At 68.9% G+C, this 25,381-nt stretch carries 26 protein-coding genes; 11 read left to right on the forward strand and 15 right to left on the reverse strand.

The features are described from left to right. Positions 1–142: 142 nt before the first annotated feature. On the forward strand, positions 143–367 hold the full coding sequence (locus tag DFR72_RS42620; RefSeq protein ID WP_090073287.1) for a hypothetical protein: 225 nt from the start codon (positions 143–145) through the stop codon (positions 365–367). On the opposite strand, the gene DFR72_RS42625 is transcribed toward DFR72_RS42620, so the two are convergent. The 3 genes from DFR72_RS42625 to DFR72_RS42635 are packed head-to-tail and all read right to left on the reverse strand — an operon-like array spanning position 364 to position 3,297. Then, on the reverse strand, positions 364–1,314 hold the full coding sequence (locus DFR72_RS42625; RefSeq protein ID WP_143087002.1) for an SdiA-regulated/phytase-like domain-containing protein: 951 nt from the start codon (positions 1,312–1,314) through the stop codon (positions 364–366). The genes DFR72_RS42620 and DFR72_RS42625 overlap by 4 nt on opposite strands. Continuing rightward, complete coding sequence (gene hflX, locus DFR72_RS42630) at positions 1,311–2,771, reverse strand: GTPase HflX (RefSeq protein WP_090073283.1); 1,461 nt, start codon at positions 2,769–2,771, stop codon at positions 1,311–1,313. Before hflX ends, DFR72_RS42625 begins: the two co-directional genes overlap by 4 nt. A 25-nt stretch (positions 2,772–2,796) precedes the next feature. Next, positions 2,797–3,297 carry an ArsR/SmtB family transcription factor gene (locus DFR72_RS42635; RefSeq protein WP_256240699.1) on the reverse strand — a complete coding sequence of 167 codons (501 nt, stop codon included), beginning with the start codon at positions 3,295–3,297 and terminating at the stop codon, positions 2,797–2,799. Positions 3,298–3,351: 54 nt separating this feature from the next. Here DFR72_RS42635 and DFR72_RS42640 point away from each other — a divergent pair, with 54 nt between their 5' ends. Together DFR72_RS42640 and DFR72_RS42645 are read left to right on the forward strand one after the other, a co-directional pair. Further along, positions 3,352–4,593, forward strand: coding sequence for an MFS transporter (locus DFR72_RS42640; RefSeq protein ID WP_090073279.1), 1,242 nt, complete (start codon positions 3,352–3,354; stop codon positions 4,591–4,593). Next, positions 4,586–5,482, forward strand: a complete 897-nt coding sequence (locus DFR72_RS42645) for an SMP-30/gluconolactonase/LRE family protein (protein ID WP_090073277.1) — start codon at positions 4,586–4,588, stop codon at positions 5,480–5,482. The genes DFR72_RS42640 and DFR72_RS42645 overlap by 8 nt, the downstream gene beginning before the upstream one ends. A gap of 9 nt (positions 5,483–5,491) precedes the next feature. Here DFR72_RS42645 and dapF read toward each other — a convergent pair whose 3' ends face one another. Genes dapF through DFR72_RS42660 form a run of 3 tightly spaced genes read right to left on the reverse strand, consistent with a single transcriptional unit; the run spans position 5,492 to position 7,886 of the window. After that, the gene (dapF, locus tag DFR72_RS42650; RefSeq protein ID WP_090073275.1) at positions 5,492–6,313 is read right to left on the reverse strand and encodes a diaminopimelate epimerase; all 822 of its coding nucleotides are present in this window, start codon (positions 6,311–6,313) and stop codon (positions 5,492–5,494) included. Beyond that, positions 6,301–7,209: a tRNA (adenosine(37)-N6)-dimethylallyltransferase MiaA gene (gene miaA, locus DFR72_RS42655; protein WP_177224656.1), complete on the reverse strand. Its 909-nt coding sequence runs from the start codon at positions 7,207–7,209 to the stop codon at positions 6,301–6,303. The genes dapF and miaA overlap by 13 nt, the downstream gene beginning before the upstream one ends. After that, positions 7,206–7,886 carry a class III extradiol ring-cleavage dioxygenase family protein gene (locus tag DFR72_RS42660; RefSeq protein ID WP_090073273.1) on the reverse strand — a complete coding sequence of 227 codons (681 nt, stop codon included), beginning with the start codon at positions 7,884–7,886 and terminating at the stop codon, positions 7,206–7,208. The genes miaA and DFR72_RS42660 overlap by 4 nt, the downstream gene beginning before the upstream one ends. Before the next feature lie 170 nt (positions 7,887–8,056). Between DFR72_RS42660 and DFR72_RS42665 the strand changes: the two genes are divergently transcribed. Next, positions 8,057–9,403, forward strand: a complete 1,347-nt coding sequence (locus DFR72_RS42665; RefSeq protein WP_090073271.1) for a DUF349 domain-containing protein — start codon at positions 8,057–8,059, stop codon at positions 9,401–9,403. A gap of 129 nt (positions 9,404–9,532) precedes the next feature. Here the strand turns inward: DFR72_RS42665 and DFR72_RS42670 are convergent, their stop codons facing one another. Together DFR72_RS42670 and miaB are read right to left on the reverse strand one after the other, a co-directional pair. Further along, the gene (locus tag DFR72_RS42670) at positions 9,533–10,000 is read right to left on the reverse strand and encodes an Rv2732c family membrane protein (RefSeq protein ID WP_090073269.1); all 468 of its coding nucleotides are present in this window, start codon (positions 9,998–10,000) and stop codon (positions 9,533–9,535) included. After that, positions 9,997–11,478 (reverse strand): tRNA (N6-isopentenyl adenosine(37)-C2)-methylthiotransferase MiaB, encoded by a 1,482-nt coding sequence (gene miaB / locus DFR72_RS42675; RefSeq protein WP_256240694.1) that lies wholly within the window; start codon positions 11,476–11,478, stop codon positions 9,997–9,999. Before miaB ends, DFR72_RS42670 begins: the two co-directional genes overlap by 4 nt. 131 nt (positions 11,479–11,609) lie before the next feature. Between miaB and DFR72_RS42680 the strand changes: the two genes are divergently transcribed. Beyond that, positions 11,610–12,524, forward strand: a complete 915-nt coding sequence (locus DFR72_RS42680) for a TAXI family TRAP transporter solute-binding subunit (protein ID WP_245983936.1) — start codon at positions 11,610–11,612, stop codon at positions 12,522–12,524. 11 nt (positions 12,525–12,535) lie between these two features. Here DFR72_RS42680 and DFR72_RS42685 read toward each other — a convergent pair whose 3' ends face one another. Together DFR72_RS42685 and DFR72_RS42690 are read right to left on the reverse strand one after the other, a co-directional pair. Beyond that, entirely contained in the window at positions 12,536–13,921 is a 1,386-nt protein-coding gene (locus DFR72_RS42685; protein WP_090073265.1) for a sensor histidine kinase, read from the reverse strand. 54 nt (positions 13,922–13,975) lie between these two features. Beyond that, on the reverse strand, positions 13,976–14,650 hold the full coding sequence (locus DFR72_RS42690; RefSeq protein ID WP_090073263.1) for a response regulator transcription factor: 675 nt from the start codon (positions 14,648–14,650) through the stop codon (positions 13,976–13,978). 159 nt (positions 14,651–14,809) lie between these two features. Between DFR72_RS42690 and DFR72_RS42695 the strand changes: the two genes are divergently transcribed. The 4 genes from DFR72_RS42695 (at position 14,810) to DFR72_RS42710 (ending at position 18,070) form a co-directional block, all read left to right on the forward strand. Continuing rightward, entirely contained in the window at positions 14,810–15,538 is a 729-nt protein-coding gene (locus tag DFR72_RS42695) for an amino acid ABC transporter ATP-binding protein (protein WP_177224660.1), read from the forward strand. Positions 15,539–15,577: 39 nt separating this feature from the next. Continuing rightward, the gene (locus tag DFR72_RS42700; RefSeq protein ID WP_090073261.1) at positions 15,578–16,471 is read left to right on the forward strand and encodes a glutamate ABC transporter substrate-binding protein; all 894 of its coding nucleotides are present in this window, start codon (positions 15,578–15,580) and stop codon (positions 16,469–16,471) included. Positions 16,472–16,550: 79 nt separating this feature from the next. After that, positions 16,551–17,198, forward strand: a complete 648-nt coding sequence (locus DFR72_RS42705; protein WP_090073259.1) for an amino acid ABC transporter permease — start codon at positions 16,551–16,553, stop codon at positions 17,196–17,198. Continuing rightward, positions 17,195–18,070 carry an amino acid ABC transporter permease gene (locus tag DFR72_RS42710; protein WP_090073478.1) on the forward strand — a complete coding sequence of 292 codons (876 nt, stop codon included), beginning with the start codon at positions 17,195–17,197 and terminating at the stop codon, positions 18,068–18,070. The genes DFR72_RS42705 and DFR72_RS42710 overlap by 4 nt, the downstream gene beginning before the upstream one ends. Positions 18,071–18,205: 135 nt before the next feature. Here the strand turns inward: DFR72_RS42710 and DFR72_RS42715 are convergent, their stop codons facing one another. After that, positions 18,206–18,481, reverse strand: a complete 276-nt coding sequence (locus DFR72_RS42715) for a hypothetical protein (protein ID WP_090073257.1) — start codon at positions 18,479–18,481, stop codon at positions 18,206–18,208. Between the two features lie 113 nt (positions 18,482–18,594). Between DFR72_RS42715 and DFR72_RS42720 the strand changes: the two genes are divergently transcribed. Next, a complete protein-coding gene (locus DFR72_RS42720) occupies positions 18,595–19,263 on the forward strand; it encodes a response regulator (protein WP_342768730.1) in 669 nt (222 codons plus the stop codon). On the opposite strand, the gene DFR72_RS42725 is transcribed toward DFR72_RS42720, so the two are convergent. The 4 genes from DFR72_RS42725 to DFR72_RS42740 all read right to left on the reverse strand — a co-directional run bounded on the left by DFR72_RS42725 (position 19,250) and on the right by DFR72_RS42740 (position 23,015). Next, positions 19,250–19,999 (reverse strand): succinate dehydrogenase/fumarate reductase iron-sulfur subunit, encoded by a 750-nt coding sequence (locus DFR72_RS42725; RefSeq protein WP_090073254.1) that lies wholly within the window; start codon positions 19,997–19,999, stop codon positions 19,250–19,252. The genes DFR72_RS42720 and DFR72_RS42725 overlap by 14 nt on opposite strands. Beyond that, positions 19,996–21,864, reverse strand: coding sequence for a fumarate reductase/succinate dehydrogenase flavoprotein subunit (locus DFR72_RS42730; protein ID WP_090073474.1), 1,869 nt, complete (start codon positions 21,862–21,864; stop codon positions 19,996–19,998). Before DFR72_RS42730 ends, DFR72_RS42725 begins: the two co-directional genes overlap by 4 nt. A 9-nt stretch (positions 21,865–21,873) precedes the next feature. Further along, positions 21,874–22,638, reverse strand: coding sequence for a hypothetical protein (locus DFR72_RS42735; RefSeq protein WP_090073252.1), 765 nt, complete (start codon positions 22,636–22,638; stop codon positions 21,874–21,876). A gap of 86 nt (positions 22,639–22,724) precedes the next feature. Next, the gene (locus tag DFR72_RS42740) at positions 22,725–23,015 is read right to left on the reverse strand and encodes a hypothetical protein (protein ID WP_030474675.1); all 291 of its coding nucleotides are present in this window, start codon (positions 23,013–23,015) and stop codon (positions 22,725–22,727) included. A 227-nt stretch (positions 23,016–23,242) separates the two neighbouring features. On the opposite strand from DFR72_RS42740, the gene edd reads away from it, so the two are divergent. Beyond that, positions 23,243–25,099, forward strand: a complete 1,857-nt coding sequence (gene edd, locus DFR72_RS42745; protein WP_170176663.1) for a phosphogluconate dehydratase — start codon at positions 23,243–23,245, stop codon at positions 25,097–25,099. Positions 25,100–25,381 lie beyond the last annotated feature (282 nt).

The raw sequence follows: 25,381 nt of genomic DNA on the forward strand, positions 1-25,381 counted from the left end.
CGGTCGAAGTACTGATCGCCTGCGCTTTGCAGGTCCAGCGCGATGGCGACACGCGTCAGGTCGCCCCTCTCGATAGGCCGGAGCCGACCGTAGTACGACGTCTCCTCGGGAGCCGGAAGCGGACCTGGACCGGCTCGTCGCGGTGCTCGAACAGGCCCTGGTCCTGAACGACGGCAAGGCTCAGCAACGCACCGGTGATGCCGAGTTCACCGTGCACCGCGAACTGGGCGACGACGGCCGGGGGGAGGTCGACGTCGTCAAGCGGAACACCGGCGGTTCGATCGTCGGACGCCTGACCGGTCGCGTCCACGCGGCTGACCTGCCTCGGATGGCCGCGTTCCTCGCCGATCCTCCGGAGGCTCCCTAGGCGCGGCGGCGGAAGCGCAGGCCGATGACCAGGGCGGCGATCAGCACGAGGCCGCCCAGGGTCAGTGCCAGGGGCCAGTTCTGCCAGGACGACGACGCTGGCGGGGCCGCTTCGGACTGGTCGGCGGCGGGCGGCTGTGTCGTGGTCGCCGGCGGGGGTGGCTGGGCCAGGGCCGCGGCGCCCGCGACGGCGCGGATCGGGGTGCCGGTTCCCTCGGAGGCGGAGAGCAGGGTGCCGTCCGGGTCGAAGGCGATGGCCTCGCCCTGGGGTTCGTTCGGCAGCGGGACGCGGACCGGGTCGCCGGCCAGGGCCTTCACGACGTCGCCGTCGGGGACCGGGAACAGGTAGGCGTCGGTGTAGGTGCGCAGGGCGATGACGGAGCCGTCGGCGGTCGAGGCGGCTCCGGTCACCAGGCGCGAGTCGAGGGTGCCTTCCAGCGGGCCGCCCGGTGTGTCCGTCGACGACAGCGACACGCGTGTGACCTGCTCCAACGGCACCGGTGCATCAGTTCGGAGCGGGGCCGTCGGGCGATAGACCAGTGCGGAACCGAGAGGTTCTTTGGTGATGATGTACGGCGTCCCGGACTTGTCGATGAACAACGCCTCGGCGTCGTGCTTGCCGTCCGGGTAGGTGACGCGGAACCGCTCCACGGCGCCCGAAGGCGAGACCTTGTGCAGGGCGACCGTGGAGCGGGACTTGCCGTTGTCGCCGGTGTCGGACGCCCAGAGGGTGCCGTCCGGCGTCATCGCCAGGTCTTCGACGTCGTACGGGTCGACGGGCGCCGTGATCGTGCGCGTCACCACGCAGTCACGGCCCATGACCTGGATGCGCAGCGTGCCGTTGTCGCTGTCGCTGACGGCGAAGAACTGCTTTCCGTCGGACGTGAGCCCGGAGAGCTCCTGCATGGCTACCGGGCACACGTCCACCGGTGGAGGCGGGAGGATCAAGCAGGCGTCCCGTTCGTCGCGAACTCCTCGAGCACGTCGGCCAGGTCCGGGCGCACGCGGGCGTTGAGCAGCGTGCCCGACTCCGTGTGCTTCTCGGACAGCACCTCGCCGTCGCGGTGCACGCGGGCGACGACCTCGCCACGCGCGTACGGCACGAGAGCCTCGACCACGACCTCGGGGTGTGGCATCAGCTCGGCGATGCGGACCTTCAGCTCCTCGATGCCGAGGCCCGAGTGCGCCGACACGAACGACGCGTCCGGGAACAGGTGCCGCAACCGGGCCATGCCCAGGTCGCCCACGGCGTCGATCTTGTTCACGACGAGCAGCTCGCGCGGCATCGGCGTGTCGGTCTTGTCGTTGATCTCGGAGAGAACCTCGCGCACGGCCTTGACCTGCTTCTCCGGCATGCCGTCGGAACCGTCGACCACGTGCACGAGCAGATCGGACTGGCCGACCTCCTCCAGCGTCGAGCGGAACGCCTCGACCAGCTGGTGCGGCAGGTGCCGGACGAAGCCGACCGTGTCCGTCAGCGTGTACGGCAGGCCATCGGGCGTCAGCGCGCGGCGCGTCGTCGGGTCGAGGGTGGCGAACAGCGCGTCCTCCACCAGGACACCGGCGCCCGTCAGCGCGTTGAGCAGCGACGACTTGCCCGCGTTCGTGTAGCCCGCGATCGCGATGCTCGGGATCTCGTTCGCCGTGCGGCGGCCGCGCTTGGTCTCGCGGATGACGCCGATCGCGGCGATCTCGCGGCGCAGCTTGGAGATGCGCGCGCGGATCCGGCGACGGTCGGTCTCGATCTTGGTCTCACCGGGACCGCGCAGACCCACACCACCGTTGCCGCCACCGGCACGACCACCGGCCTGCCGCGACAACGTCTCACCCCAGCCGCGCAGGCGCGGCATCAGGTACTGCAGCTGGGCCAGCTCGACCTGCGCCTTGCCCTCCTTGGACCGCGCGTGCTGCGCGAAGATGTCCAGGATGAGCGCGGTGCGGTCGATGACCTTGACCTTCAGCTTCTCCTCCAGCTGACGCAGCTGGCCGGGAGAGAGCTCGCCGTCGCAGATCACCGTGTCCGCGCCGGTCGCCTGCACCACGTCACGCAGCTCGGCGACCTTGCCGGAGCCGATGTACGTCGCCGCGTCGGGCTTGTCGCGCCGCTGTACGACGCCTTCGAGGACCTCGGATCCCGCGGTCTCGGCGAGGCGGGCCAGCTCGGCCATCGACGCGTCGGAGTCCGCGGCGGTGCCCTCGGTCCACACCCCGACGAGCACGACCCGCTCCAGGCGGAGCTGCCGGTACTCGACCTCGGTGATGTCCTCGAGCTCGGTGGACAGGCCCGCGACGCGGCGCAGCGCGGCGCGCTCGACGCGTTCGTAGTCACCTGTGGAGAAGTCCTCCTCTTCCCAGGTGGCGTCGAACTCCGGGTCGAACTCTGTGCTCTGGATGTTTTCCGTCATTTGCCCTTCATCGTCCCACGGACAGTTAGTCCCCCGGATACACCGCGAGGTAGATCGCCACACGGGGAACATCCGGATTGACCGGTTGCGCGGCCAGCTCATCCATCAACGACGCGAGCCGCTGCTTTAGTTCCTCGGGGTCGACGGTGACGACCAGACGGCTCTGATCCACGTCACTGAGCCCGATGTCGGCAACCTCGCCGAGGAAAGCGTGCAGCATCGCCTCGCCGACGGCGACCGCATTTTCGCTGTTGTCGAGCTGCCAGGAAAGCCCTGTCGACCGATAGGGGATCTCCTTGGCTCCCCGGTTGCCCGCGCGGGACGGCATCGCCTCCAGGAATCCCGCGGCGACGAGCTTGCGCACGTGGTGCAGCGTCGTGGCGGGGTCCTTGCCCAGCCGCTGCGCCAGCTCCTTGTTGGTGAGCGGGCGGTCGAACGTCATGCGGATCATCCTCAGCCGCAGGTCAGAGCTCAGAGCGGCGGCTTCCTCGCTCGTCGCTGGACGTCTCTTCCGGGAGAGTGGCACGCGCCCAGCCTAAGCGATTGACAGTTTCCAATCACTCAGCGCAGACTCCCCCGCATGGCGCTTTGGGGGCATCACGACTTCCGCCGGCTGTGGATCGGCGACACCATCAGCCAGTTCGGCGCGAGTGTCGGCATCACGGTCATACCGCTGCTCGCGGCCGGCGTGCTGAACGCGACACCGTTCGAGATGGGCATGCTCGCCGCGGCGAGCACCGTCGCGTTCCTGCTGATCGGACTGCCCGCGGGCGTCTGGGTCGACCGGATGCGCCGCAAGCCGCTGATGATCGCGATGGACGTCGTCCGCGCCGCGCTGATGCTGAGCGTGCCGCTCGCGTGGTGGTTGGGGGTCCTCGACCTGCCGCAGCTGATCGTCGTGAGTCTCGCGATCGGCGTGTGCACGGTCTTCTTCGACGTCGCCTACCAGTCGTACCTGCCGTCACTGGTGGGACGCGACCAGCTCGTCGAAGGCAACTCGAAACTGCAGGCCAGCATGTCCGTGGCCGAGGTGTCGGGGCCGGCGATCGGCGGCTACGTGGCGCAGTTCCTCGGCGCGGCCAACGGCGTGCTCGCGACCGGCCTCGGCTACCTGAGCTCGGCGTTCTTCCTGTTCCGGATCAGGAACGTGGAGCCGGTGCCGGAGCGGCACCCCGACCCGCACCTGCGCCGCGAGGTCATGGAGGGGCTGCGGTTCGTCTTCGGCAACCCCACCCTGCGCAAGATCGTGGCCTGCACCGGCACGTCGAACTTCTTCCACGGCATCCAGAACGCCGTCAGCGTGCTGTTCCTGCTGCGGGTCGCCGGGCTGAACGAGGGCACGGCGGGCCTGGTCTTCAGCGCGAGCGGGATCGGCGGCGTGCTCGGCGCGATGGTCGCGCACCGGCTCGGCCTGCTGATCGGCCAGGCCAGGCTGATCTGGCTCGTACCGTTGCTGACCTGGCCGTTCGTGTTGCTGATGCCGTTCACCAAGCCGGGCTGGGGCGTCGTGTTCGCCATGGCGGGGCTCGCGATCAGCGCGTTCGGCGTCGTCGTCTACAACGTCGGCCAGGTGAGCTACCGGCAGGCGATCTGCCCCGACCACCTGCTGGGCCGGATGAACGCCTCGATCCGCTGGGTGGTGTGGGGCGCGACGCCGCTGGGCGCGCTGCTGGGCGGCGGGCTCGGCACGTGGATCGGGATCGTGCCGACGCTGTGGGTCTCGCTCGTCGGCTCGGTGGCTGGGATGGCGTGGGTGCTGTTCTCGCCGTTGCGGTCTATGCGGGACCTGCCGACCACGTCTAGCGTCGAGGCCCATGGCTGAGGCACAAAGAGCAGGCACCACGGTGCTGCGGGACGGTCTCCACTTCGGCGAGGGACCGCGACGCGGCCCCGACGGCCGCCTCTTCTACTCCGACTTCTACGCGGGCGAAGTGCACGCGCTCGACCTGACGACGGGCGAGGACGAGCTCGTCGTCGCCTTCGACGGCCAGCCCTCGGGCCTCGGCTGGCTGCCCGACGGACGCCTGCTCGTCGTGTCGATGCTCGACCGGACGGTCCGCCGCCTCGAAGGCGGTGACCTCGTCCTGCACGCCGACATATCGGACATCGCGACCTTCCACGCCAACGACATGCTCGTCGACGGCGAGGGCCGCGCGTACGTCGGCAACTTCGGCTTCGACCTGCACGGCCTGATCGACGACGTCGGCATCCCGCGGCTGCTCGAACCGGACTTCGACCCGCCGGGCGCCGCGCTCGCGCTCGTCGGGCCCGACGGCTCCGTCAGCGTCGTCGCCGAGGACCTGAAGTTCCCGAACGGCATGGCACTGCTGCCCGACCCGACGGGCGAATCCGAGAGCGGCAACATTCTGGTCGTCGCCGAGACCGTTGCGTTCAAACTCACTTCGTTTTCGGTCGACCGCAACGGATCGTTGCAAAACCGCAGGTTGTGGGCCGACGTGAAGGAGTTCGGGATCGCGCCGGACGGGATCGCGGGCGACGGGGACGGCGTGTGGGTGGCGCCGGCGTTGCAGCCGGCGGCGTTCCGCGTGACCGAGGGCGGCAAGATCACGCATCGCGTCGAGACGACGCAGACGGTGTTCGCCGTCGCGGTCGTCGACGACCACCTCGTGTGCCTGACGGCACCGGACTCGAACCCGAGCGTGGTCAAGCCGGACAGGCTCGGGAAGATCGAGATCTACAAGCTGAACTGATACGTCAGTTCACGCGAGGGCGTCCCACCAGGACTTGTCGAGCTCGCCGCGGGCGACGAGCACGGCAGGTCCGGTGAGGGTCGACGTCGTCGGCTCGATGGTCACGAAGACCTGGCCGCCGAGGACGTCGACGGTCGCCGAGCCGGTGGTCCTGCCCTGGCCCGCGAGCCAGGAGGCGACGGACGCGACGGTGCCGGTGCCGCACGAGCGGGTCTCGCCGACGCCGCGTTCGTAGACGCGCATGCGCAGCGCGCCGCCGCGAGCCGACTCCGGATCGATCACGTTGATGAGCTCGACGTTCACGCCGTGCGGGAACATCGCCGGGTCGAACCCAGGCGGCACGGTCAGGTCGAAGCTCCCGACCGGGACGTCGGTGACGCACGCCAGGTGCGGGTTGCCGACGTCGACCGCGAAGCCGCCGATGCCGGCGCCGTCGACCGCGGCGATGGACGTGCCGGTGACGCGTGCGGGGCCCATGTCGTTCGTGACGGAGCCGTCCGGGTGCGTGGTGACTGTCTTGTTGCCCGCGCGAGTGGCCACGACGAACGAGCCCTGCGGCTGGTGGCCCGCGTCGACCAGGTAGCGGGCGAAGACGCGCAGGCCGTTGCCGCACATCTCGGCGATGGAGCCGTCGGCGTTGCGGTAGTCCATGAACCACTCGGCCCCGGACTCGACGCCGGCGCGCACGACGCGCAGCACGCCGTCCGCTCCCAGGCCGCGCTGCCGGTCGCACAGCGCCTGCACGCGGGCGACGGTCAGGTCCAGCTGGTCATCGAGGTCGGGCAGGACGACGAAGTCGTTCTCCGTGCCGTGCCCCTTCACGAACTCCACGGGACAAGATTACCGGCGGCGTCCAAAAGATCAGGGCGAGCACCGTCGAGCCAGGTGATGCGCTGGTCACGCCGGAACCACGACCGCTGCCGACGCACGAACCGGCGGGTGGCGCGTTTGGTCTCCTCCGCGGCGAAGTCGATCGTGCAGGCACCGTCCATTGCGGACAGCACCTGCTGGTAGCCCAGGGCGCGCGACGCGGTCTTGCCGTCGCGCAGGCCGATCCGGACCAGGGCGCGCACCTCGGCCTCCAGTCCATCGGCGAACATCTGGTCGACGCGCAGGTCGACCCGCGCGTCCAGTTCGGACACCTCGCGGTCGACGCCGATCTGGACGGTGCCGTAACGCGCGGGGCCGGGCTTGGGGAGGTTCGCCGAGAACGGTTGGCCCGTCAGTTCGATGACCTCCAGCGCGCGCACGATGCGGCGGCCGTTGGACGGCAGGATCGCGATCGCGGCGGCGGGGTCGAGCTCCTGCAGGCGCCGGTGCAACGCCTCGGGGCCCGCGGACGCCAGTTCGGCTTCGAAACGCAGGCGCACGACGTCGTCGGTGCCGGGGAACTTCAGGTCGTCGAGCACCGCCTGCACGTAAAGCCCCGAACCACCGACGAGGACCGGCGGGCGCCCGGACGCGAGCAGGTCCTCGACGACGGCCCGCGTCTCGCGCTGGTAGGCGGCCACGGACGCCGTCTCGGTGACGGACAGGACGTCGAACAGGTGGTGCGGCACGCCCCGGCGCTCGGAGACGGGCATCTTCGCCGTGCCGATGTCCATGCCGCGGTAGAGCTGCATGGCGTCGGCGTTGACGACCTCTCCCCCGAACCGCTCCGCGAGCGCGACGGCCAGGTCGGACTTGCCGGTCGCGGTGGGTCCGACGACGGCGATGGGCGTGATCAAGGGCGCTCCCAGGCAGCGACGTGGTAGCCCACGCCGAACGGTGCGAAGAACTCGGCTCCGGAGCAGCGCCACGGTCCGGGCACGCCGGCGAGGACCTGCCACGCCGCACGGCCCTGCGCGCCCAGCTCGCGGGCGAGTTCGAGGTCGAGGCCGAGCAGGCCGTCCACGTCGGCGGTGGACAGCAAAGTGTGGACCAAAGAGTCGAAAGGTCCCGAACGCTCGTCTTCGGAACCGGGCGAGCGGGGGCCGTGGCGGGTGGAGCCGTCACCGAGGACCAGCAACCCGCAGTCCTCCTCCGCCAGTTGCCGTCCAAACGAGACACATTCGGAGGCGGGCAGGTCACGGGGAACGAGTTCAACGCGTGACACCTCGACTGCGCAGCGTTCGCGCAGCCACGCGGTGATCAGCACCGGCAACGGAATGCGGGCGTCCGGCGGCAGGTCACCGCCGAGTGACACGGGCAGATCGACCCCATAACCGAGAAATGTTCCCGACAACGGGGGCACGTACGTAGCACGACCGTCGTCACCCACCGCCACCGCGACCCACGGACCGGGCAGTTTTCCTGCTGCGGCAAGGGTTGCGGCGCGCACGGGCTCGGTTTCGGCGGCGGCTCCCACGACCAGTTCCGGCACCAGGAGGGGTGGGTGCGGCACCACCACAGCGCGCGTGATCACAACGAACGAGGCTACCTATCGTGGACTCCCAGTACCGAGTCGAGCTCTGACCTGTTTGAATGCGCGCGGGGAACTGGGGACGGGAGACCCTCCAGCGCCCGTATTGCATCGGCCCCGCCAACGGCGGGGCGCCCGTGGCAGGCACGGGCGTCAGATGGGAGGAACCGGCGATGTCGGAGCAGGACAGCACACCGGAGGCCGTGGCCGTGGCCACCCCCGTGGAGGTCGCAGCCGAGGGTGTGGTCGAGGAAACGCCGAAGGAGACCGCGCAGGCGACGCCTCCGGCCGTCCCCGTGGCGTCGGACCACCCTGACCGCTGGGGGCGCGTGGACGCCGACGGCACCGTGTACGTGAAGACCGAGGACGGCGAACGTGCTGTCGGGTCGTGGCAGGCCGGTGAGCCGGTCGAGGGCCTCGCGCACTTCGCGCGGCGCTTCGACGACCTGCGCACCGAGGTCGAGCTGCTCGTGTCGCGGCTCAAGTCCGGCGCCGGCGACCCCAAGCACGCCATGACCAGCGCGAAGCACGTCAAGGAGCAGCTCGCCGAGGCCGCCGTCGTCGGTGACCTCAAGGCGCTGGCCGCCCGCGTCGAGCACGTGCTGGTGCAGGCCGAGGCCGGCATGGAGAAGGCGAAGGAGGCCAAGGAGGCCGCCCGAGCCCAGTCCGTGGCGCGCAAGCAGGCGCTGGTCGACGAGGCCGAGTCGATCGCGACCGAGTCGACGCAGTGGAAGGTCGCGGGCGACCGGCTGCGCCAGATCCTCGACGAGTGGAAAACCATCCGCGGCGTCGACCGCAAGACCGACGAGCAGCTGTGGCGCCGGTTCTCGAAGGCGCGCGACGCGTTCAACCGCCGTCGCGGCTCGCACTTCGCGGACCTCGACCGCCAGCGTTCGGTGGCGAAGACCTCCAAGCAGTCGCTGGTCGAGGAGGCCGAGAAGCTCGTCGACTCCGACGACTGGGGCACCACGGCCGGTCGCTACAAGGAGCTCATGGTCGAGTGGAAGGCCGCCGGGCGTGCGCCCAAGGAGGCCGACGACGCGCTGTGGCAGCGGTTCCGGGCCGCGCAGGACGCGTTCTTCCAGAAGCGTTCCGAGGCGTTCAGCGAGCGGGACGCCGAGTTCACGGCCAACGCGAAGCTGAAGGAGGAGCTGCTCGCCGAGGCCGAGGCCATCGACCCGTCGGGCGACCTCGAGTCCGCGCGCAACGCCCTCTACAAGATCCAGGAGCGCTGGGACGCGATCGGCAAGGTGCCGCGCGAGCGCATCCGCGAGCTCGAGGGCAAGCTCCGCGCCATCGAGGAGCGGGTCCGCGGCGCGGTCGACGCCCAGTGGCGCCGGTCCGACCCCGAGGCCGAGGCGCGGGTGGCGCAGTTCCGCGAGCGCGTGGAGCAGTTCGAGGCGCAGGCCGCGAAGGCCCGTGCCGCGGGCGACAAGCGCCGCACCGAGCAGGCCGAGGCGCAGGCAGCCCAGTGGCGCGAGTGGCTCGCCGCCGCTGAGCAGGCGCTGGCGACCCGTTAGTTCGTGACGCGCTGAGGGCCCCTCTCCCGTGCGGAGAGGGGCCCTCGGGCGTTTCTGGCGGGCAATGCGGCACTGCTGGCCGGCGCCGCGCCCGTCACGCCCAGCGAATCGGGGGCGCGACGGGGTTCGTCACAGCTGCGGCGGCCGCGAAGCCGCGATCTTCACCCACTTCACCAGCAGGACGATGACCGCGATCGCCGCGATGATCAACCCGATCCCGGGGCCGGGACCGATCGTCTTGTTGCTCGTGGTCGTCTGCTGCGTCCAGATGGACAGCACGCCGATGATCGACCCCGCGAACAGGCCCAGCGAGCACACCCACGCGAGACCCCAGCGCCGCACGGCGAGCGTGATGCCGGAACCGAGCACGCCGACGCCCAGCGCGAGGTACGAGAACAGCCGTGGCAGGAACAGTTCCGACTCGCCGAGCAGGACCGCCAGCCCCGTGTGCTCCCCGACCCACGGCAGGATCAGCGAGACCAGCAACGCCAGCACGGCGATCGAGATCGTCAGCGCGCCGGTACCGGGGTCGATCCGCTTGGCCGCCTGGTGCTCGACCGCGTCGATCTCCTTGCGCAAGAAGTCCTCATCACTCACTGGGCTGCGCACCCCGACACGGCGGGCAGCGGCTCGGGCGCTCCGAACGACGGCAGACCGAGGCCGATGCCCGCGGTCTTGGGCTTGATGCCGGCCTCGGAACGGTCACCGGCCTTGGTGCGGCGCCACGACAGCGGTTCGCCGTCCGCGACGAGGTAGTGCGGGGCCCCGTACGTCACGACCGTCTCGACGACGTCGCCAGGACGCGGAACCGTCGTCCCCGGCGCGAAGTGCACGAGACGGCCGTCGCGCGCACGGCCGCTCATGCGGTGCGTCTCGGCGTCGCGCTTGCCCTCGCCGGTGGCGACGAGGACCTCGACCGTGCGGCCGACCTGCTCCACGTTCAGCGAGTGCGTCATCTCGTTCTGCAGCGCCACGAGCCGTTCGAAGCGCTCCTGCACGACGGCCTTGGGCAACTGGTCCGGCAGATCGGCGGCCGGGGTGCCGGGGCGCTTCGAGTACTGGAACGTGAACGCCGACGAGAAACGGGCCTGGCGCACCACGTCGAGCGTGCCCTGGAAGTCCTCTTCGGTCTCGCCGGGGAAGCCGACGATGATGTCCGTGGTGATCGCGGCGTCCGGCATGGCGGCGCGGACCTTGTCGATGATCCCCAGGTACTTCTCGGTGCGGTACGAGCGGCGCATCGCCTTGAGCAGGCGGTCGGAACCGGACTGCAGCGGCATGTGCAGGCTGTGGCACACGTTCGGCGTCTCGGCCATGGCGGCGATGACGTCGTCGGTGAAGTCCTTGGGGTGCGGCGAGGTGAAGCGCACGCGCTCCAGCCCGTCGATCCCACCGCAGGCGCGCAGCAGCTTGCCGAACGCGAGCCGGTCGCCGAACTCGACGCCGTAGGAGTTGACGTTCTGCCCCAGCAACGTCACCTCCAGCACGCCCTCGTCCACGAGCGTCTGCACCTCGGCGAGCACGTCGCCGGGACGGCGGTCCTTCTCCTTGCCGCGCAACGACGGCACGATGCAGAACGTGCAGGTGTTGTTGCAGCCCACCGAGATCGACACCCAGCCCGAGTAGGCGGAGTCGCGCGCGGCCGGCAGCGACGACGGGAACGTCTCCAGCGCTTCGAGGATCTCGACCTGCGCCTCTTCGTTGTGGCGGGCGCGTTCGAGCAGCACCGGCAGCGACCCGATGTTGTGCGTGCCGAACACGACGTCCACCCACGGGGCGCGCCGCACGATCTCGCTGCGGTCCTTCTGCGCGAGGCAGCCGCCGACCGCGATCTGCATGCCGGGGTTCGCCGTCTTCTGCGGGGCGAGGTGGCCGAGCGTGCCGTACAGCTTGTTGTCGGCGTTCTCGCGGACCGCGCAGGTGTTGAAGACGACGACGTCGGCCTGCTCGGCCTCTGCGGCCCGCGCGTAGCCCGCGTCCTCCAGCAGACCGGCGAGCCGCTCGGAGTCGTGCACGTTCATCTGACATCCGAACGTGCGTATCTGGAAGGTCTTCTGAACCTGCACGGTGCTCACGCCCATCACGATAACCCCTGGTCAGTGGCCCAACTTTGGCGGACCGCACAAAGCCCGCCCCATCCGCGCGCTGACCAGGCAGGACCTTCGTCGGGTGCAAGGGCCCGCCTGCCCCGTGGCACGATGCGCTGGTGCTGGGACGACTGCATGCCGCCTTGAGCCTGCTGACCGCCGCGACGGTCCTGACGGGCTGTAGCAGCACGGTGTCGGACATCAAGATCACGATGGCCACCGGCAGCGAGAGCGGCGTCTACTACTCGCTGGGCAACGGCTTGGCGGACATCTGGAGCGGGCGGCTCGGCATCGCGCGGCCCCAGGTCGTCCGCACGGACGGGTCCAAGGACAACGTCACCCGGCTCGTCAACGGCCAGGCCCAGGTCGGCTTCTCGCAGGCGGACGCGGTCGAGGGCGTCGAGGGTGCCTCCCGGTTGCGTGCGCTGGCGCGCATGCACGACGACTACCTGCAGGTCATCGTCCGCGCCGACCTGCCGGTGACGAAGCTGCGCGAGCTGTCGGGACGGCGGGTGTCGATCGGTGCGACCGGATCGGGCGTCGAGATCATCGCGAGCCGGCTGCTGCAGGCCGAGAACGTCACGCTCCAGGCGGTGAACCTGAGCCTCAACGAGTCGGCCCAGGCGATGCAGGAGGGCAGGATCGACGCGTTCTTCTGGTCGGGCGGCCTGCCCACGAGCAGGATCACCGACCTCACCAAGGGGCTCAACGTGCGGATGCTCGACCTGAAGGACGAACTGCCGAAGTTCCGCCAGCAGTTCCCGGTGTACGGGTCGGCGACGCTGCCCGCCTCGATCTACAACCTGCAGTCCGGTCCGGTCATCACCCTCGTCGTGCGCAACTTCCTGCTCGTCGACGAGGCGATGCCCGACGACGTGGCCGAGGCGCTCGTGCGGCAGCTGTTCGAAGGCCAGCCCGAGCTCGTGAAGGCCCACTCGGCGGCGCGCACGATCGAACAGCGCTCGGCGATCGAGACGTCGCCGGTGCCGTTGCACAACGGCGCCATGCGCTACTACCGCGACACGAAGGTCTAGACGGCTCAGGCTCAGACAGCTGGGAGCGTGATCACGACCTTCAGGCCGCCGTCCTCGGGCGACTCCAGCGACACGGTGCCGTCGACGCGTTCGACCAGCAGCCGCACGATCGAGAGCCCCAGCCCGGAGCCCGGCACGTTCTGGTGAGCGGGGCTGCGCCAGAACCGGTCGGTGGCCCGCTCGAGCTCGTCGGGCTGCAGGCCGGGCCCGTGGTCGGCGACGGAGAGCCGGATGGCGCCGTCGGCCTTGCGGGCGTCCACCACGATCAGCGTGCCCTCCGCGGTGAACTTCAGCGCGTTGTCGAGCAGCGCGTCCAGGATCGTCTCGACCCCGCGCGGCGGGACGAGGGCCATGCCGACCCGTTCCCCGTCGAGCACGAGGTGCACCTCCTTCGCCGCCGCGGCCGCCGACCACGCCGACAACCGCGCCGCCACGGACTTGTCGACGTCGACCGGCACCGGGTCCACGGAACTGGACTCGGCGCGTGCCATGGAGAGCAGTTCGTCGAGGATGCGGTTGAGCCGGTCGGTCTCGCTCAGCGCCTCGACCTGGTGCACCTCCGCCTCGGAGTCGACGTGACCCTCCAGGTTGGACAGCCGGAGTTTCAGCGCCGTCAGCGGGTTGCGAAGTTGATGTGACGCGTCGGCGACGAAGGCCCGTTGCGCGGCAAGCACATCGCTCACGTTCGCGGCCATCTGGTCGAACGACCGGGAGAGCTGACGCAGTTCCGGAGGCCCGGACTCCGCGCCCACCGGTGGCACCGGCCTGCCCGACACGACCGCGGCGAGCAGCTTCCCGGTCGCCTCGTCCAGCGCCTGGACCGGCCGCAACGTCCAGCGCACCACCGGCAGCGCCAGCAGCACCGCGAGGGCCAGCACCAGCAGGCTTCCCGCGAGCAGCAGGGCCCACCAGGCGAGCACCTCGAAGCGGGTCTTGGCCGTCGGCGAGAACGTGATCACCGCACCGCGCACCTCGCCGTCGACCAGCACCGGTTCGGCGAGCACGACCTTGGAGGCGCTCCACGGTGCGAACAGCTCCGGTGCGACCGGCAGGCGCCCGGCCAGCGCCTTGCTGACCAGGTCCTGCACGGCCGGGTCACCGAGCGCGAGGTCGTTGCGCGAGGCCACCAGCGGCACCGTCGGGGCGTCGCGCGCCACCACGGCCACGCCGATGTCGTACAGCTCGTCGTAGCGCTCCAGTTCGGCGCGCATCAGGTGCGGGCTGTCGTCGATCAACGGCCGTTGCGCCAGCGACGCGAACCGGCTCGTGTCGGTGAGCCGGTCGAGGAACATCTCCTGCTGTTCCGCGGCCGCCACGTTGCGGCCCAGCGGTACTCCGAGACCCACGAGCACCAGCACGATGAGGGCGAGCACCACGCCCAGCAGTCGAGACCTCACAGCCCGTCACCCCACCCGGTCACGACACGCCGACGAAAGATCACCCAATCGAGATCACACCTGCCCCAGCCGATATCCGACGCCTCGCACGGTCTCCAGCAACGACGGCCGCCCGAGCTTCGTCCTCAGCGTGGCGACGTGCACGTCCAGCGTCCGGTTCGCGCCGGACCACGTGCGGCCCCACACCTCGGCGAGGATCCGCTCGCGCGTGCACACCGCGCCACCCGCCGCCATCACCAGCGCGAGCACCTGGAACTCCTTGCGCGACAACGCGACCGACTCCCCCGCGACCGTGACCTCGTGGCGTCCCAGGTCGACGCGCACGTCGCCGGTCTCGAACACCTCCGTGGACACCGCGCCCACACCGACCGGGTCGGCACCGCGGCGGCGCCGGACGGCGTGCACGCGCGCGACCAGTTCTCCCACGTCGTAAGGCTTGACCAGGTAGTCGTCGGCCCCGGCGTGCAGGCCGAGGATCCGGTCGTCGATCTCCCCTCTCGCGGACACCACGATGATCGCGACGTCCGAAGCGGCCCTGATGGCACGGCACAGCGTGACACCGTCCATGTCGGGCAGGCCGAGGTCGAGCAGCACCACGTCGACGCCGGCGAGGCGGTCGAGCGTGCCGCGGCCCGTGGCTTGGCGGTCCACTTGGAAACCCCTTCTGGTCAGGGCTGGGACCAAGGCCTCGGCGACCCTGTCGTCGTCCTCGACGAGCAGCACGCGCACTTTCGCTACCTCCCGGGCAACCGATGTCTGCCTGTGACAGAGTTGAGACCCTAAGTCTTGCTCAATGTCCTGGACTGGTGTGGTGGCGGACACCTAGGTTTCCGCCAACGCCGACGACCCCATATGGAGGACTGGATGACTGCCGCCTCTGCACCGCCGATGATTCATGTGGCGGGTGTGGACAAGTTCTTCGGCCCGTTGCACGTGCTCAAGAACGTGCAGCTGGAAGTGCCGAAGGGGCAGGTCGTGGTCGTGCTGGGGCCGTCGGGTTCCGGTAAGTCGACCCTGTGCCGGACCATCAACCGCCTCGAGCCGATCGACTCCGGCGTCATCGAGGTCGACGGGCAGCCGCTTCCCGCTGAAGGAAAAGAACTGGCTCGCCTCCGTGCCGACGTCGGCATGGTGTTCCAGTCCTTCAACCTCTTCGCGCACAAGACCATCGTCGAGAACGTCATGCTCGCCCCGGTGAAGGTGCGCAAGACGCCCGCCGCCGACGCGCGCAAGACCGCGATGGAGCTGCTGGAGCGGGTCGGGATCGCGAACCAGGCCGACAAGTTCCCCGCACAGCTCTCCGGTGGGCAGCAGCAGCGCGCGGCGATCGCCCGCGCGCTCGCGATGAAGCCCAAGGTGATGCTGTTCGACGAGCCGACCTCGGCGCTCGACCCGGAAATGGTCCAGGAGGTCCTGGACGTCATGACGGGCCTGGCCAAGGACGGGATGACCATGCTGGTCGTCACGCACGAGATGGGCTTCGCCCGCAAGGCCGCGGACCGGGTGATCTTCATGTCCGACGGCGAGGTGGTCGAGGACTCGACACCCGAAGAGTTCTTCTCGGCCCCGAAGTCCAACCGCGCGAAGGACTTCCTTGGCAAGATCCTGACTCACTAGTAGTCAGCCCACTTTCGAACGAATGGCAGGAGAAGGACGATGAGGGTTCGCACCCTTGCGGCGGTGCTGCTGACGGGCGCACTGGCCCTGACCGCGTGTGGCAAGGAGGGCAGCCCGACCGACCAGCCGGCGCCCGCCGGCCTCTTCGAGGTCGCCAAGGACGTCAAGGTCGACGGCTCGCCCACGTTCGAGAAGATCAAGGCGCGCGGCGAGCTCATCGTCGGTGTCAAGGAAGACCAGCCGGGTCTGGGCTACAAGGACCCGACGACGAACAAGTACAGCGGCTTCGACATCGACATCGCGCGCCTGATCGCCGCGAAGCTCGGCTTCGACCCCGAGACGAAGATCCAGTACAAGACGATCCAGTCCGCCGCCCGCGAGCAGGCGCTGATCAACGGTGACGTCGACTACTACGTCGGCACCTACACGATCAACGCCGGCCGCAAGGAGAAGGTCGCCTTCGCCGGACCGTACTTCGTCGCCGGCCAGGACCTCCTGATCAAGGCCGACAACACCTCGATCACCGGCAAGGAAACCCTCAAGGGCAAGAAGGTGTGCTCGGTGACCGGCTCCACGCCGGCCAAGCGCATCAAGGAGGAGAAGCTGACCGAGGACGGCAACGTCCTCGAGTTCCAGGGCTACTCGCAGTGCGTCACCAAGCTCCTCAACGGTGAGGTCGACGCGGTCACCACGGACGACGCGATCCTCAAGGGCTACGCCGCCGCCGAGGAGGGCAAGCTGAAGGTCGTCGGCAAGACGTTCTCCAGCGAGCCGTACGGCATCGGCCTGCCGAAGGACGACAAGGCCCTGCGCGACAAGGTGAACGACGTCCTGCAGGCGTCGCTGGACGACGGCTCGTGGCAGAAGATCTACGACGGCACGCTGGGCAAGTCCGGCTCGTCCGCCGAGAAGCCGAAGATCGACAGGTACTGACGGTTCCTCACGTGGCCGGTGGATCCCGCGTGGGTCCGCCGGCCGTTCCTTTGAAGGCGGACGGACGGCAAGGAAACCGATGAGCGTCCTCACCAACAACCTAGATCTCTTCCTGCGCGCTTTCGGCCAGACGCTCCAGCTCTTCGCGGTCTCCGCGGTGCTGTCGCTGGTGCTGGGCACGCTCCTCGCGGCGCTGAGGGTCAGCCCGGTGCCGGTGTTCCGCGGTGTCGGAACGACGTACGTGACGGTCGTGCGCAACACCCCGTTGACGCTGGTCTTCGTGTTCTTCGTGTTCGCGTACCCGCTGCTGGACATCCTGAAGATCGAGCCGTACACCGCCGCGGTGGTCTCGTTGTCGCTCTACACGGCGGCGTTCGTCTGCGAGGTCGTGCGATCGGGCATCAACACCGTGCCGGTCGGGCAGGCCGAGGCCTCCCGCGCACTGGGTCTCACGTTCACGCAGATGCTCGGCTCCGTGGTGCTGCCGCAGGCGTTGCGCTCGGTCGTGCCGCCGATGACGAGCACGATGATCGCGCTGCTGAAGAACACGACGGTCGCGTCCGGCTTCGCCGTCGTCCAGGCGGGCAACATCCGCGAGCAACTGGCGGATCAGGGTGACAACGTCCTCATCGGACTCCTGTGGGTCGCACTCGGGTTCGTCATCCTGGTGATGCCGCTGACGTACGTCCAGCAGGTCTTCGAGAAGCGGTGGAGCGTGGCCCGATGAGCATGGTGCTGTTCGACGTCCCGGGTCCGAAGGCCCGCGTCCGTCACAAGATCATGGCCGTCGTCGGCATCGCGGCGGTGGCCGCGGCGCTGGTGTACGTGGTGATGCGGTTCATCGTCACCGACCAGTTCACCGCCCGCAGGCTCGACTGGATCAACTACAAGCAGATCCAGCTCTCGCTGGTCGAGGCGATCGGCAACACGCTCACCGCGTTCGTCGCCGGCGCGGCGCTGGCACTGGTGTTCGGCGCGATCTTCGCGGCGGCGCGGCTGTCCGACCACGGGTGGGTGCGCGCTCCGGCGGCGGTGATCGTCGAGGTCTTCCGCGCGATCCCGCTCGTGATCATGATGTTCTTCTTCTACTACGGCCTTCCCGTGGCCGGGGTGAAGCTGAGCGCGTTCACGGCCGTCGTGATCAGCCTGATGCTGTACAACGGCTCGGTGCTCGCGGAGATCTTCCGCGCGGGCATCAACTCGCTGCCGAAGGGCCAGAGCGAGGCCGCGTACGCACTGGGCATGCGCAAGACGCAGGTGATGACGTTCGTGCTGCTGCCGCAGGCGTTGCGGGCGATGCTGCCGACCATCATCAGCCAGCTCGTCGTGCTGCTGAAGGACACCGCGCTCGGCTTCCTCATCACCTTCGAGGAGTTGCTGCGGTGGGGTACGCGCATCGGCGGTGACGCGGTCAACTTCGGCCGTCCGATGATCCCGGTGATGATCGTGGTCGCCCTGATCTACATCGGACTCTGCCTGTTGCTGTCGTGGTTCGCCACGTACCTCGAGAAGCGCAACCGCCGCAACAAGAAGGTCATCAAGACCGACAACCCCGACGTGGAGAAGCCCGTCCTCATGGACGCTTCGGCCGCCGGCTGACGGAACACGAGCGGAACGGGGCGCGTCCACATCGGACGCGCCCCGTTCGCTGTTTTCCAGAGCACTGCTTCGCGATTGTTCGTCACGTAGCCGCCGCCTGGTCACCGCGTCGGCTCGATGTCCAACCCGGCGAAGTCAGACGTTCCAGTCGACGACACCGCACCAGTCCTGCCTCGCTTCCCCTACGACGTCGAGGCAGAACGTGGTGCCGGCACGGAAGTTCGTGCCGAGCAACCGGCGCGAGCGGTCACCCGCGGGGAACAGCACGGGGCTGCCCGCCACCCGGTGGTCGCCGTCGCGGGACCACCGGATCTCCAGATCGACCGGACTGGCCGTGACCCGGAGGTAGACGTCCGAGCCGTCGACGGTGATCGTGCGGACGGCGTGCAGGTCGGCGGATGCGGTGCGCATGTCGCGGAACGTATCGGCGTGAACGGAACCGGGTCGTCTCACGAAGAGTGGATCTCCCGTCAACTTTCGCGGTACGCTCGTGGTGGGGGATCTACCGCGGTGACGTCACATGAGTGAGGGGCATCGTGGCGCGCGTGCTTGTAGTGGACGACCAGCCGTTGTTCAGGGCCGGCCTGGTCGCGTTGCTGAACGCTTCACCTGATCTGACCGTCGTCGGCGAGGCCGGGGACGGTGTCACCGCGTCCGCGCTGGCCGAGTCGTCGAGACCGGACGTGATCCTGCTCGACATCCGCCTACCGGGACTGGCCGCGCTCAAACGCGTCGCGGCGTCCTCGCGGGTGCTGGTGCTGACCACGTTCGACCTGGACGAGTACGTCCACGAGGCGTTGCGGCTGGGCGCGGCGGGGTTCGTGCTGAAGGAATCCGAACCGGCCCGCCTGATCGCCGCCATCACCGCCGTCGCCTCGGGCGAGATGCAGTTCAGCCCCACGGTCATGCGCAGGCTCGTGGCGGCGTACCTGAGGGGTGATTCGGCTGTGTCGCCGTGGAGTTCGGTCGGGCTGGACGAGCTGACGGACCGCGAGCGCGAGGTGCTGCGGCTGGTCGGCACCGGGCTGACGAACACGGCGATCGCCACCCGGCTGACGGTCACGGAGGGCACGGTGAAGACGCACCTCAACCGCGTGATGACGAAGCTGCGGCTGACCAGCCGGGCGCAGGCCGTGGTGATGGCCTACGAGTCCGGGCTGGTCATACCGCAGGCCGTCGCTAAGACCGCTTGAACAGCTTGTTGCCGAGCCAGACGATCGGGTCGTACTTGCGGTCGGCGACGCGCTCCTTCATCGGGATGAGCGCGTTGTCGGTGATGTGGATGTGCTCGGGGCACACCTCGCTGCAGCACTTGGTGATGTTGCAGAGCCCGAGCCCGTGCTGGTCCTGCGCCTGGTCGACGCGGTCCGCGGTGTCGAGCGGGTGCATCTCCAGTTCGGCGACCCGCATGAGGAACCGCGGCCCCGAGAACGCCTCCTTGTTCTCCTCGTGGTCACGCACCACGTGGCAGGTGTTCTGGCACAGGAAGCACTCGATGCACTTGCGGAACTCCTGCGAGCGCTCGACGTCGACCTGCTGCATCCGGTACTCGCCCGGTGCCAGGTCCTTCGGCGGAGCGAACGACGGGACCTCGCGTGCCTTGGTGTAGTTGAACGACACGTCGGTGACGAGGTCGCGGATGATCGGGAACGTCCGCATCGGCGTGACCGTGATCGTCTCCGACTCCTCGAAGATCGACATGCGGGTCATGCAGAGCAGCCGCGGCCGTCCGTTGATCTCCGCCGAGCACGAACCGCACTTGCCCGCCTTGCAGTTCCACCGCACCGCGAGGTCCGGTGTCTGCGTGGCCTGCAGGCGGTGGATGATGTCGAGGACGACCTCGCCCTCGTTGACCTCGACGGTGAAGTCCTCCAGCCCACCGCCGGAGTCGTCGCCGCGCCACACCCGGAACTTCCCCTGGTAGCTCATGCCAACTCCTCGGCGGTGAGGTACTTCTCCAGCTCGCTGCGGTCGAACAGGTCCAGCAGGTCGTGCCGGATCGGGATCTGCGCCTTCTCCGTCACCTCGGCCCCGTCGCCGTCGGCTTTGCACACCAACAGCTTCCGGCGCCACTCGGCGTCCATCGACGGGTGGTCGTCGCGGGTGTGACCGCCGCGCGACTCGGTGCGCAGCAACGCCGCCTTCGCCACGCACTCCGACACCAGCAGCATGTTGCGCAGGTCGAGGGCGAGGTGCCAGCCGGGGTTGAACTGCTGGTGGCCCTCGACGGTCAGCGCCTGCGCGCGTTCCTTGAGCTTCTCCAGCCGCTGCAACGCCTCCTGCATCTCCCCGGCTTTCCGGATGATGCCGACGAGGTCGTTCATGGACTGCTGCAGCTCCATGTGCAGGGTGTACGGGTTCTCGCCGCCTTCCTGCTGGAAGGGTTTGAGCGCCGTGGCGCGCGCCTCGGTGACGATGTCCTCCGCCACGACAGGGCGTTCGGCCATCGCCCGCACGTACTCCGCGGCACCCGCACCGGCCCTGCGCCCGAAGACGAGCAGGTCCGACAACGAGTTGCCGCCCAGCCGGTTCGAGCCGTGCATGCCACCGGAGACCTCACCGGCCGCGTAGAGCCCTGGCACCGAGGAGGATCCGGTGTCGGGGTCCACCTCGACGCCGCCCATCACGTAGTGACAGGTCGGGCCGACCTCCATCGGCTGCGCGGTGATGTCCACGTCGGCCAGTTCCTTGAACTGGTGGTGCATGGACGGCAGCCGGCGGCGGATCTCCTCGGCGGGCAGACGTGTCGACACGTCGAGGAAGACGCCACCGTGCGGTGATCCGCGCCCTGCCTTGACCTCGGAGTTGATCGCACGGGCGACCTCGTCACGCGGCAGCAGTTCCGGTGGTCGCCGGTTGCTGGCCTGGTCGGTGTACCAGCGGTCGGCTTCTTCCTCGTTGTCGGCGTACTTGTCCTTGAACACCTCGGGGATGTAGTCGAACATGAACCGCTTGCCGTCGGAGTTCCGCAGCACACCACCGTCACCGCGGACGGACTCGGTGACGAGGATGCCCTTGACGGACGGCGGCCAGACCATCCCGGTGGGGTGGAACTGGATGAACTCCATGTTGATCAGCGAGGCACCGGCGCGCATCGCGAGCGCGTGGCCGTCGCCGGTGTACTCCCAGGAGTTCGAGGTGACCTTGAACGACTTGCCGATGCCGCCGGTCGCGAGGATCACCGCGGGCGCCTCGAACAGCACGAACCGGCCGGACTCGCGCCAGTAGCCGAACGCGCCGGCGATCTTGTCGCCGTCCTTGACGAGGTCGGTGACGGTGAACTCCTGGAACACCCGCAGACGTGCGTCGTAGTCGCCGAACTCCTTGAAGTCCTCCTGCTGCAACGACACGATCTTCTGCTGCAGCGTGCGGATCAGTTCGAGGCCGGTGCGGTCGCCGACGTGCGCGAGCCGCGGGTACTCGTGGCCACCGAAGTTGCGCTGCGAGATCCGGCCGTCCTTGGTGCGGTCGAACAGCGCGCCGTAGGTCTCCAGCTCCCAGACCCGTTGCGGCGCTTCCTGTGCGTGCAGCTCGGCCATGCGCCAGTTGTTGAGGAACTTGCCGCCGCGCATGGTGTCGCGGAAGTGGACCTGCCAGTTGTCGCTCTCGTTCGCGTTGCCCATGGCGGCGGCGATACCGCCCTCGGCCATGACGGTGTGGGCCTTGCCGAACAACGACTTGCAGAGGACGGCGGTGCGCAGGCCGTGCTCACGGGCCTCGATCGCGGCTCGCAGACCGGCACCACCCGCGCCGATCACGAGAACGTCGAACGAATGCCTTTCCAGCTCGGGCAAAACCACTCCTTAGTTGATGAAGCGGAGGTCGGAGATCGTTCCCGAGGCGACCAGCGCGACGTACAGGTCCGTGAGGCAGACGAAGATCAGCGAGGCCCAGGCGAGTTGCATGTGCCGGTTGTTCAGCTTCGAGATCTGCGTCCACGTCCAGTACCGGACCGGGTGCTTGGAGAAGTGCTTGAGCCGCCCGCCCGCGATGTGCCGGCACGAGTGGCACGACAGCGTGTACGCGGCCAGCAGGCTCACGTTGACCAGCAGGATGATGTTGCCCAGGCCGACGCCGGTGCCGAACGCGAGGACCGCGTCGTAGATGTTGATCAGCAGCAGGAGTGACGCCGCGTAGAAGAAGTAGCGGTGCAGGTTCTGGGCGATCAGCGGGAACCTGGTCTCACCGGTGTACTTGCTGTGCGGCTCGGCCACCGCGCACGCGGGCGGGGACGCCCAGGCCGCGCGGTAGTAGGCCTTGCGGTAGTAGTAGCAGGTGATCCGGAATCCCAGCAGGAACGGGATGATCAGCAGCGGCGGCGTCAGGAAGCCTGGCAGCGCCGGGAACCACTGACCGAAGTGCGAGGCCGCCGGGATGCACTCCTCCGTGAGGCACGGCGAGTACATCGGTGTGAGGTAGTGGTACTGGTCGACCCAGTAGTAGTCCCCCTGGAACGTGCGGAACGCCGCGTAGATCGAGATGAGCAGCAGGCCGACGAATGTCGTCAGCGGCGGCAACCACCATCGGTCCGTGCGCAGAGTCCTGGCGGCGATCTCTGCCCTCGCCATTGCTCACCTTTCTGGGGGTCCACGTCGTTGTGGAGGAAACGCGTAACGGCCCCCGCGGTCTGCGAGGGCCGTAAGTAAGGGCTGGGTCAGGTCCGGTTCCGGTACCCACCGAGTCCTTCGTCGTCCGCGTCCTTCCAGAGCGACTCGTCGTAAGGCGTGTCTGGCACGACCACGACCTCGCGTTCCACTTGAGGCGCTTCACGCTGCCTCGGGGTGCTCAGGTCGACGAGTTCGGTGGCGTCGATGTCCATGCGTTCCACGTCGTTGGCCAGGCGTTGCACGGCTGCCACATCGCCGTACCTGGTGCGCAGGTTGCTGACGGCATGCCGCATCTGGCCGATGACCCGGCGCAGCTCGACGATCTCCGTGGAGTTCATGGGACACCTCCGTTCCAAGGTCGTGCCCCGCACTCTGCCCAATCTCAAGCCATGTGACAAGCACCACACGCCAAGATTCAAAACTGGTCGCCTCCCATCTACTGAATCGTTTTTGTGTCCGCGACCAGCCATGACTTACTGTGTGTGGCGTCACGCCCGTCTGTGGGACGCCACCGTTGTCGTCTCGTAAGGGCCCCACCACGGCCCGTGATGACCCGGAGATCCCCATGACCGAACTGCATCCTGTTCTGACAGAGGTGACACGCCGGATCGCCGCCCGAAGCGCCGATTCACGCCGTGCGTACCTCGAGCGCGTGGCCGCCGCCGCGCAGGACGGAACGTCCCGGTCCGGCTTCGCTTGCAGCAACCTCGCGCACGGCTTCGCCGGAATCACCGGCGGCGACAAGGCCGCGCTGCGCGCGCTGCGCAAGTCCAACGTCGCGATCGTGTCGTCCTACAACGACATGCTGTCGGCCCACCAGCCGTTCCAGGAGTACCCGGCCTGGATCAAGGACGCGGTCCGCGCCGTCGGCGGCGTGTCCCAGTTCGCGGGCGGCGTGCCCGCGATGTGCGACGGCATCACCCAGGGCCGCGAGGGCATGGAGCTGTCGCTGTTCAGCCGCGACGTCATCGCGATGTCGACCGGCGTGGCCCTGTCGCACGAGATGTTCGACGCCGCGGTGCTGCTCGGCGTGTGCGACAAGATCGTGCCGGGCCTGCTGATCGGCGCGCTGTCGTTCGGGCACCTGCCGTCGATCCTGGTGCCCGCGGGCCCGATGTCGTCCGGCCTGTCGAACAAGGAGAAGGCCCGCGTCCGGCAGCTCTACGCGGAGGGCAAGGCGTCCCGCGAGGACCTGCTGGAGGCCGAGGCCGCCTCGTACCACTCCCCCGGCACCTGCACGTTCTACGGCACCGCGAACTCGAACCAGATGGTCGTCGAGGTCATGGGCCTGCACCTGCCGGGCGCCTCGTTCGTGCCGCCCGGCACCACGCTCCGCCGCGCCCTGACCGAGCACGCGGGCCGCCGCGCCGTCGAGATGGCCAAGGGCGAGGGCTACACCCCGATCGCGCACGTCGTCGACGAGAAGGCCGTGGTCAACGGCGTGGTCGCGCTGCTGGCGACCGGCGGCTCGACGAACCACACGATGCACCTGGTGGCCATCGCCGCCGCCGCGGGCATCGAGCTGAGCTGGGACGACTTCTCCGACCTGTCCGCGGTGGTGCCGCTGATCGCGCGGGTCTACCCGAACGGCGGCGCCGACATCAACCACTTCCAGGCGGCGGGCGGCGTCCAGTTCGTCGTGGGCACCCTGCTGGACTCGGGCCTGCTGCACGCCGACGTCAACACCGTCGCCGGCCACGGCCTGGACCGCTACCGCCAGGAACCGATGCTCGCCGACGGCGAACTGATCTGGGTCGACGGCCCCGGCCGCTCCCTGGACCTCGAGGTCCTGCGCCCGGCCTCCGACCCGTTCGCCTCGGACGGCGGCCTGCGCATGCTCACCGGCAACCTGGGCCGCGCCGTCATCAAGGTCTCGGCCGTGGCGACGGAGAACCACGTCGTCGAGGCCCCGGCCCGCGTCTTCACGACGCAGGAGGCGTTCCAGGAGGCCTTCCAGGCGGGCGAACTGGACCGCGACGTCGTCGTGGTGGTCCGTCAGCAGGGCCCCCAGGCCAACGGCATGCCCGAACTCCACAAGCTCACCCCGCCGCTCGGCGTCCTGATGGACCGCGGCTACAAGGTGGCGCTGGTGACCGACGGCCGCATGTCCGGCGCCTCGGGCAAGATCCCGGCCGCCATCCAGCTCACCCCGGAAGCCGCGGTCGGCGGCCCGCTCGGCCGGGTCCGCGACGGCGACGTCGTGCGTTTGGACGCCACCGCCGGAACCTTGGAGGTCCAGGTGTCGGTGGAGGAGCTGGCGACACGTCCGTTGGTGGACTTCCCGCCGACCAGCCGCGAGTGGATGGGCACGGGCCGCGAGCTCTTCGCCGCCCTGCGCCGTAGCGTCGGACCGGCCGACCGCGGCGCGACGGTGTTCGGCCCGATCACCGCCGACCACTTCGCCCCGGTCACCCACCACTAGCCGTCCGACCCGGCAGCACCAATATCTTGGTTCCAGCACACAGCTGACCTCACCACCCAGCCCGTCCGTGACCGCCCTGCCACCTGCCCGGATGCCATTGCAATGAGTCTTTTGACTTCGTCCGCAAACGTTTTTTGCATCCGGTTGGGGGCAGCAGGCACGAGCCCGACGGGCGTGAGGACAGCCGGCGCGGAGCGACAGGCAGACTGATAGCGATATATCGGTTTCAGATGCACACCCGGCCTCAGATTCGGCCCAGTTCGGCAAGGAGAGCAGCAGTGA

This window comes from Lentzea flaviverrucosa (assembly GCF_003350445.1).
GTDB lineage: Bacteria > Actinomycetota > Actinomycetes > Mycobacteriales > Pseudonocardiaceae > Lentzea > Lentzea californiensis.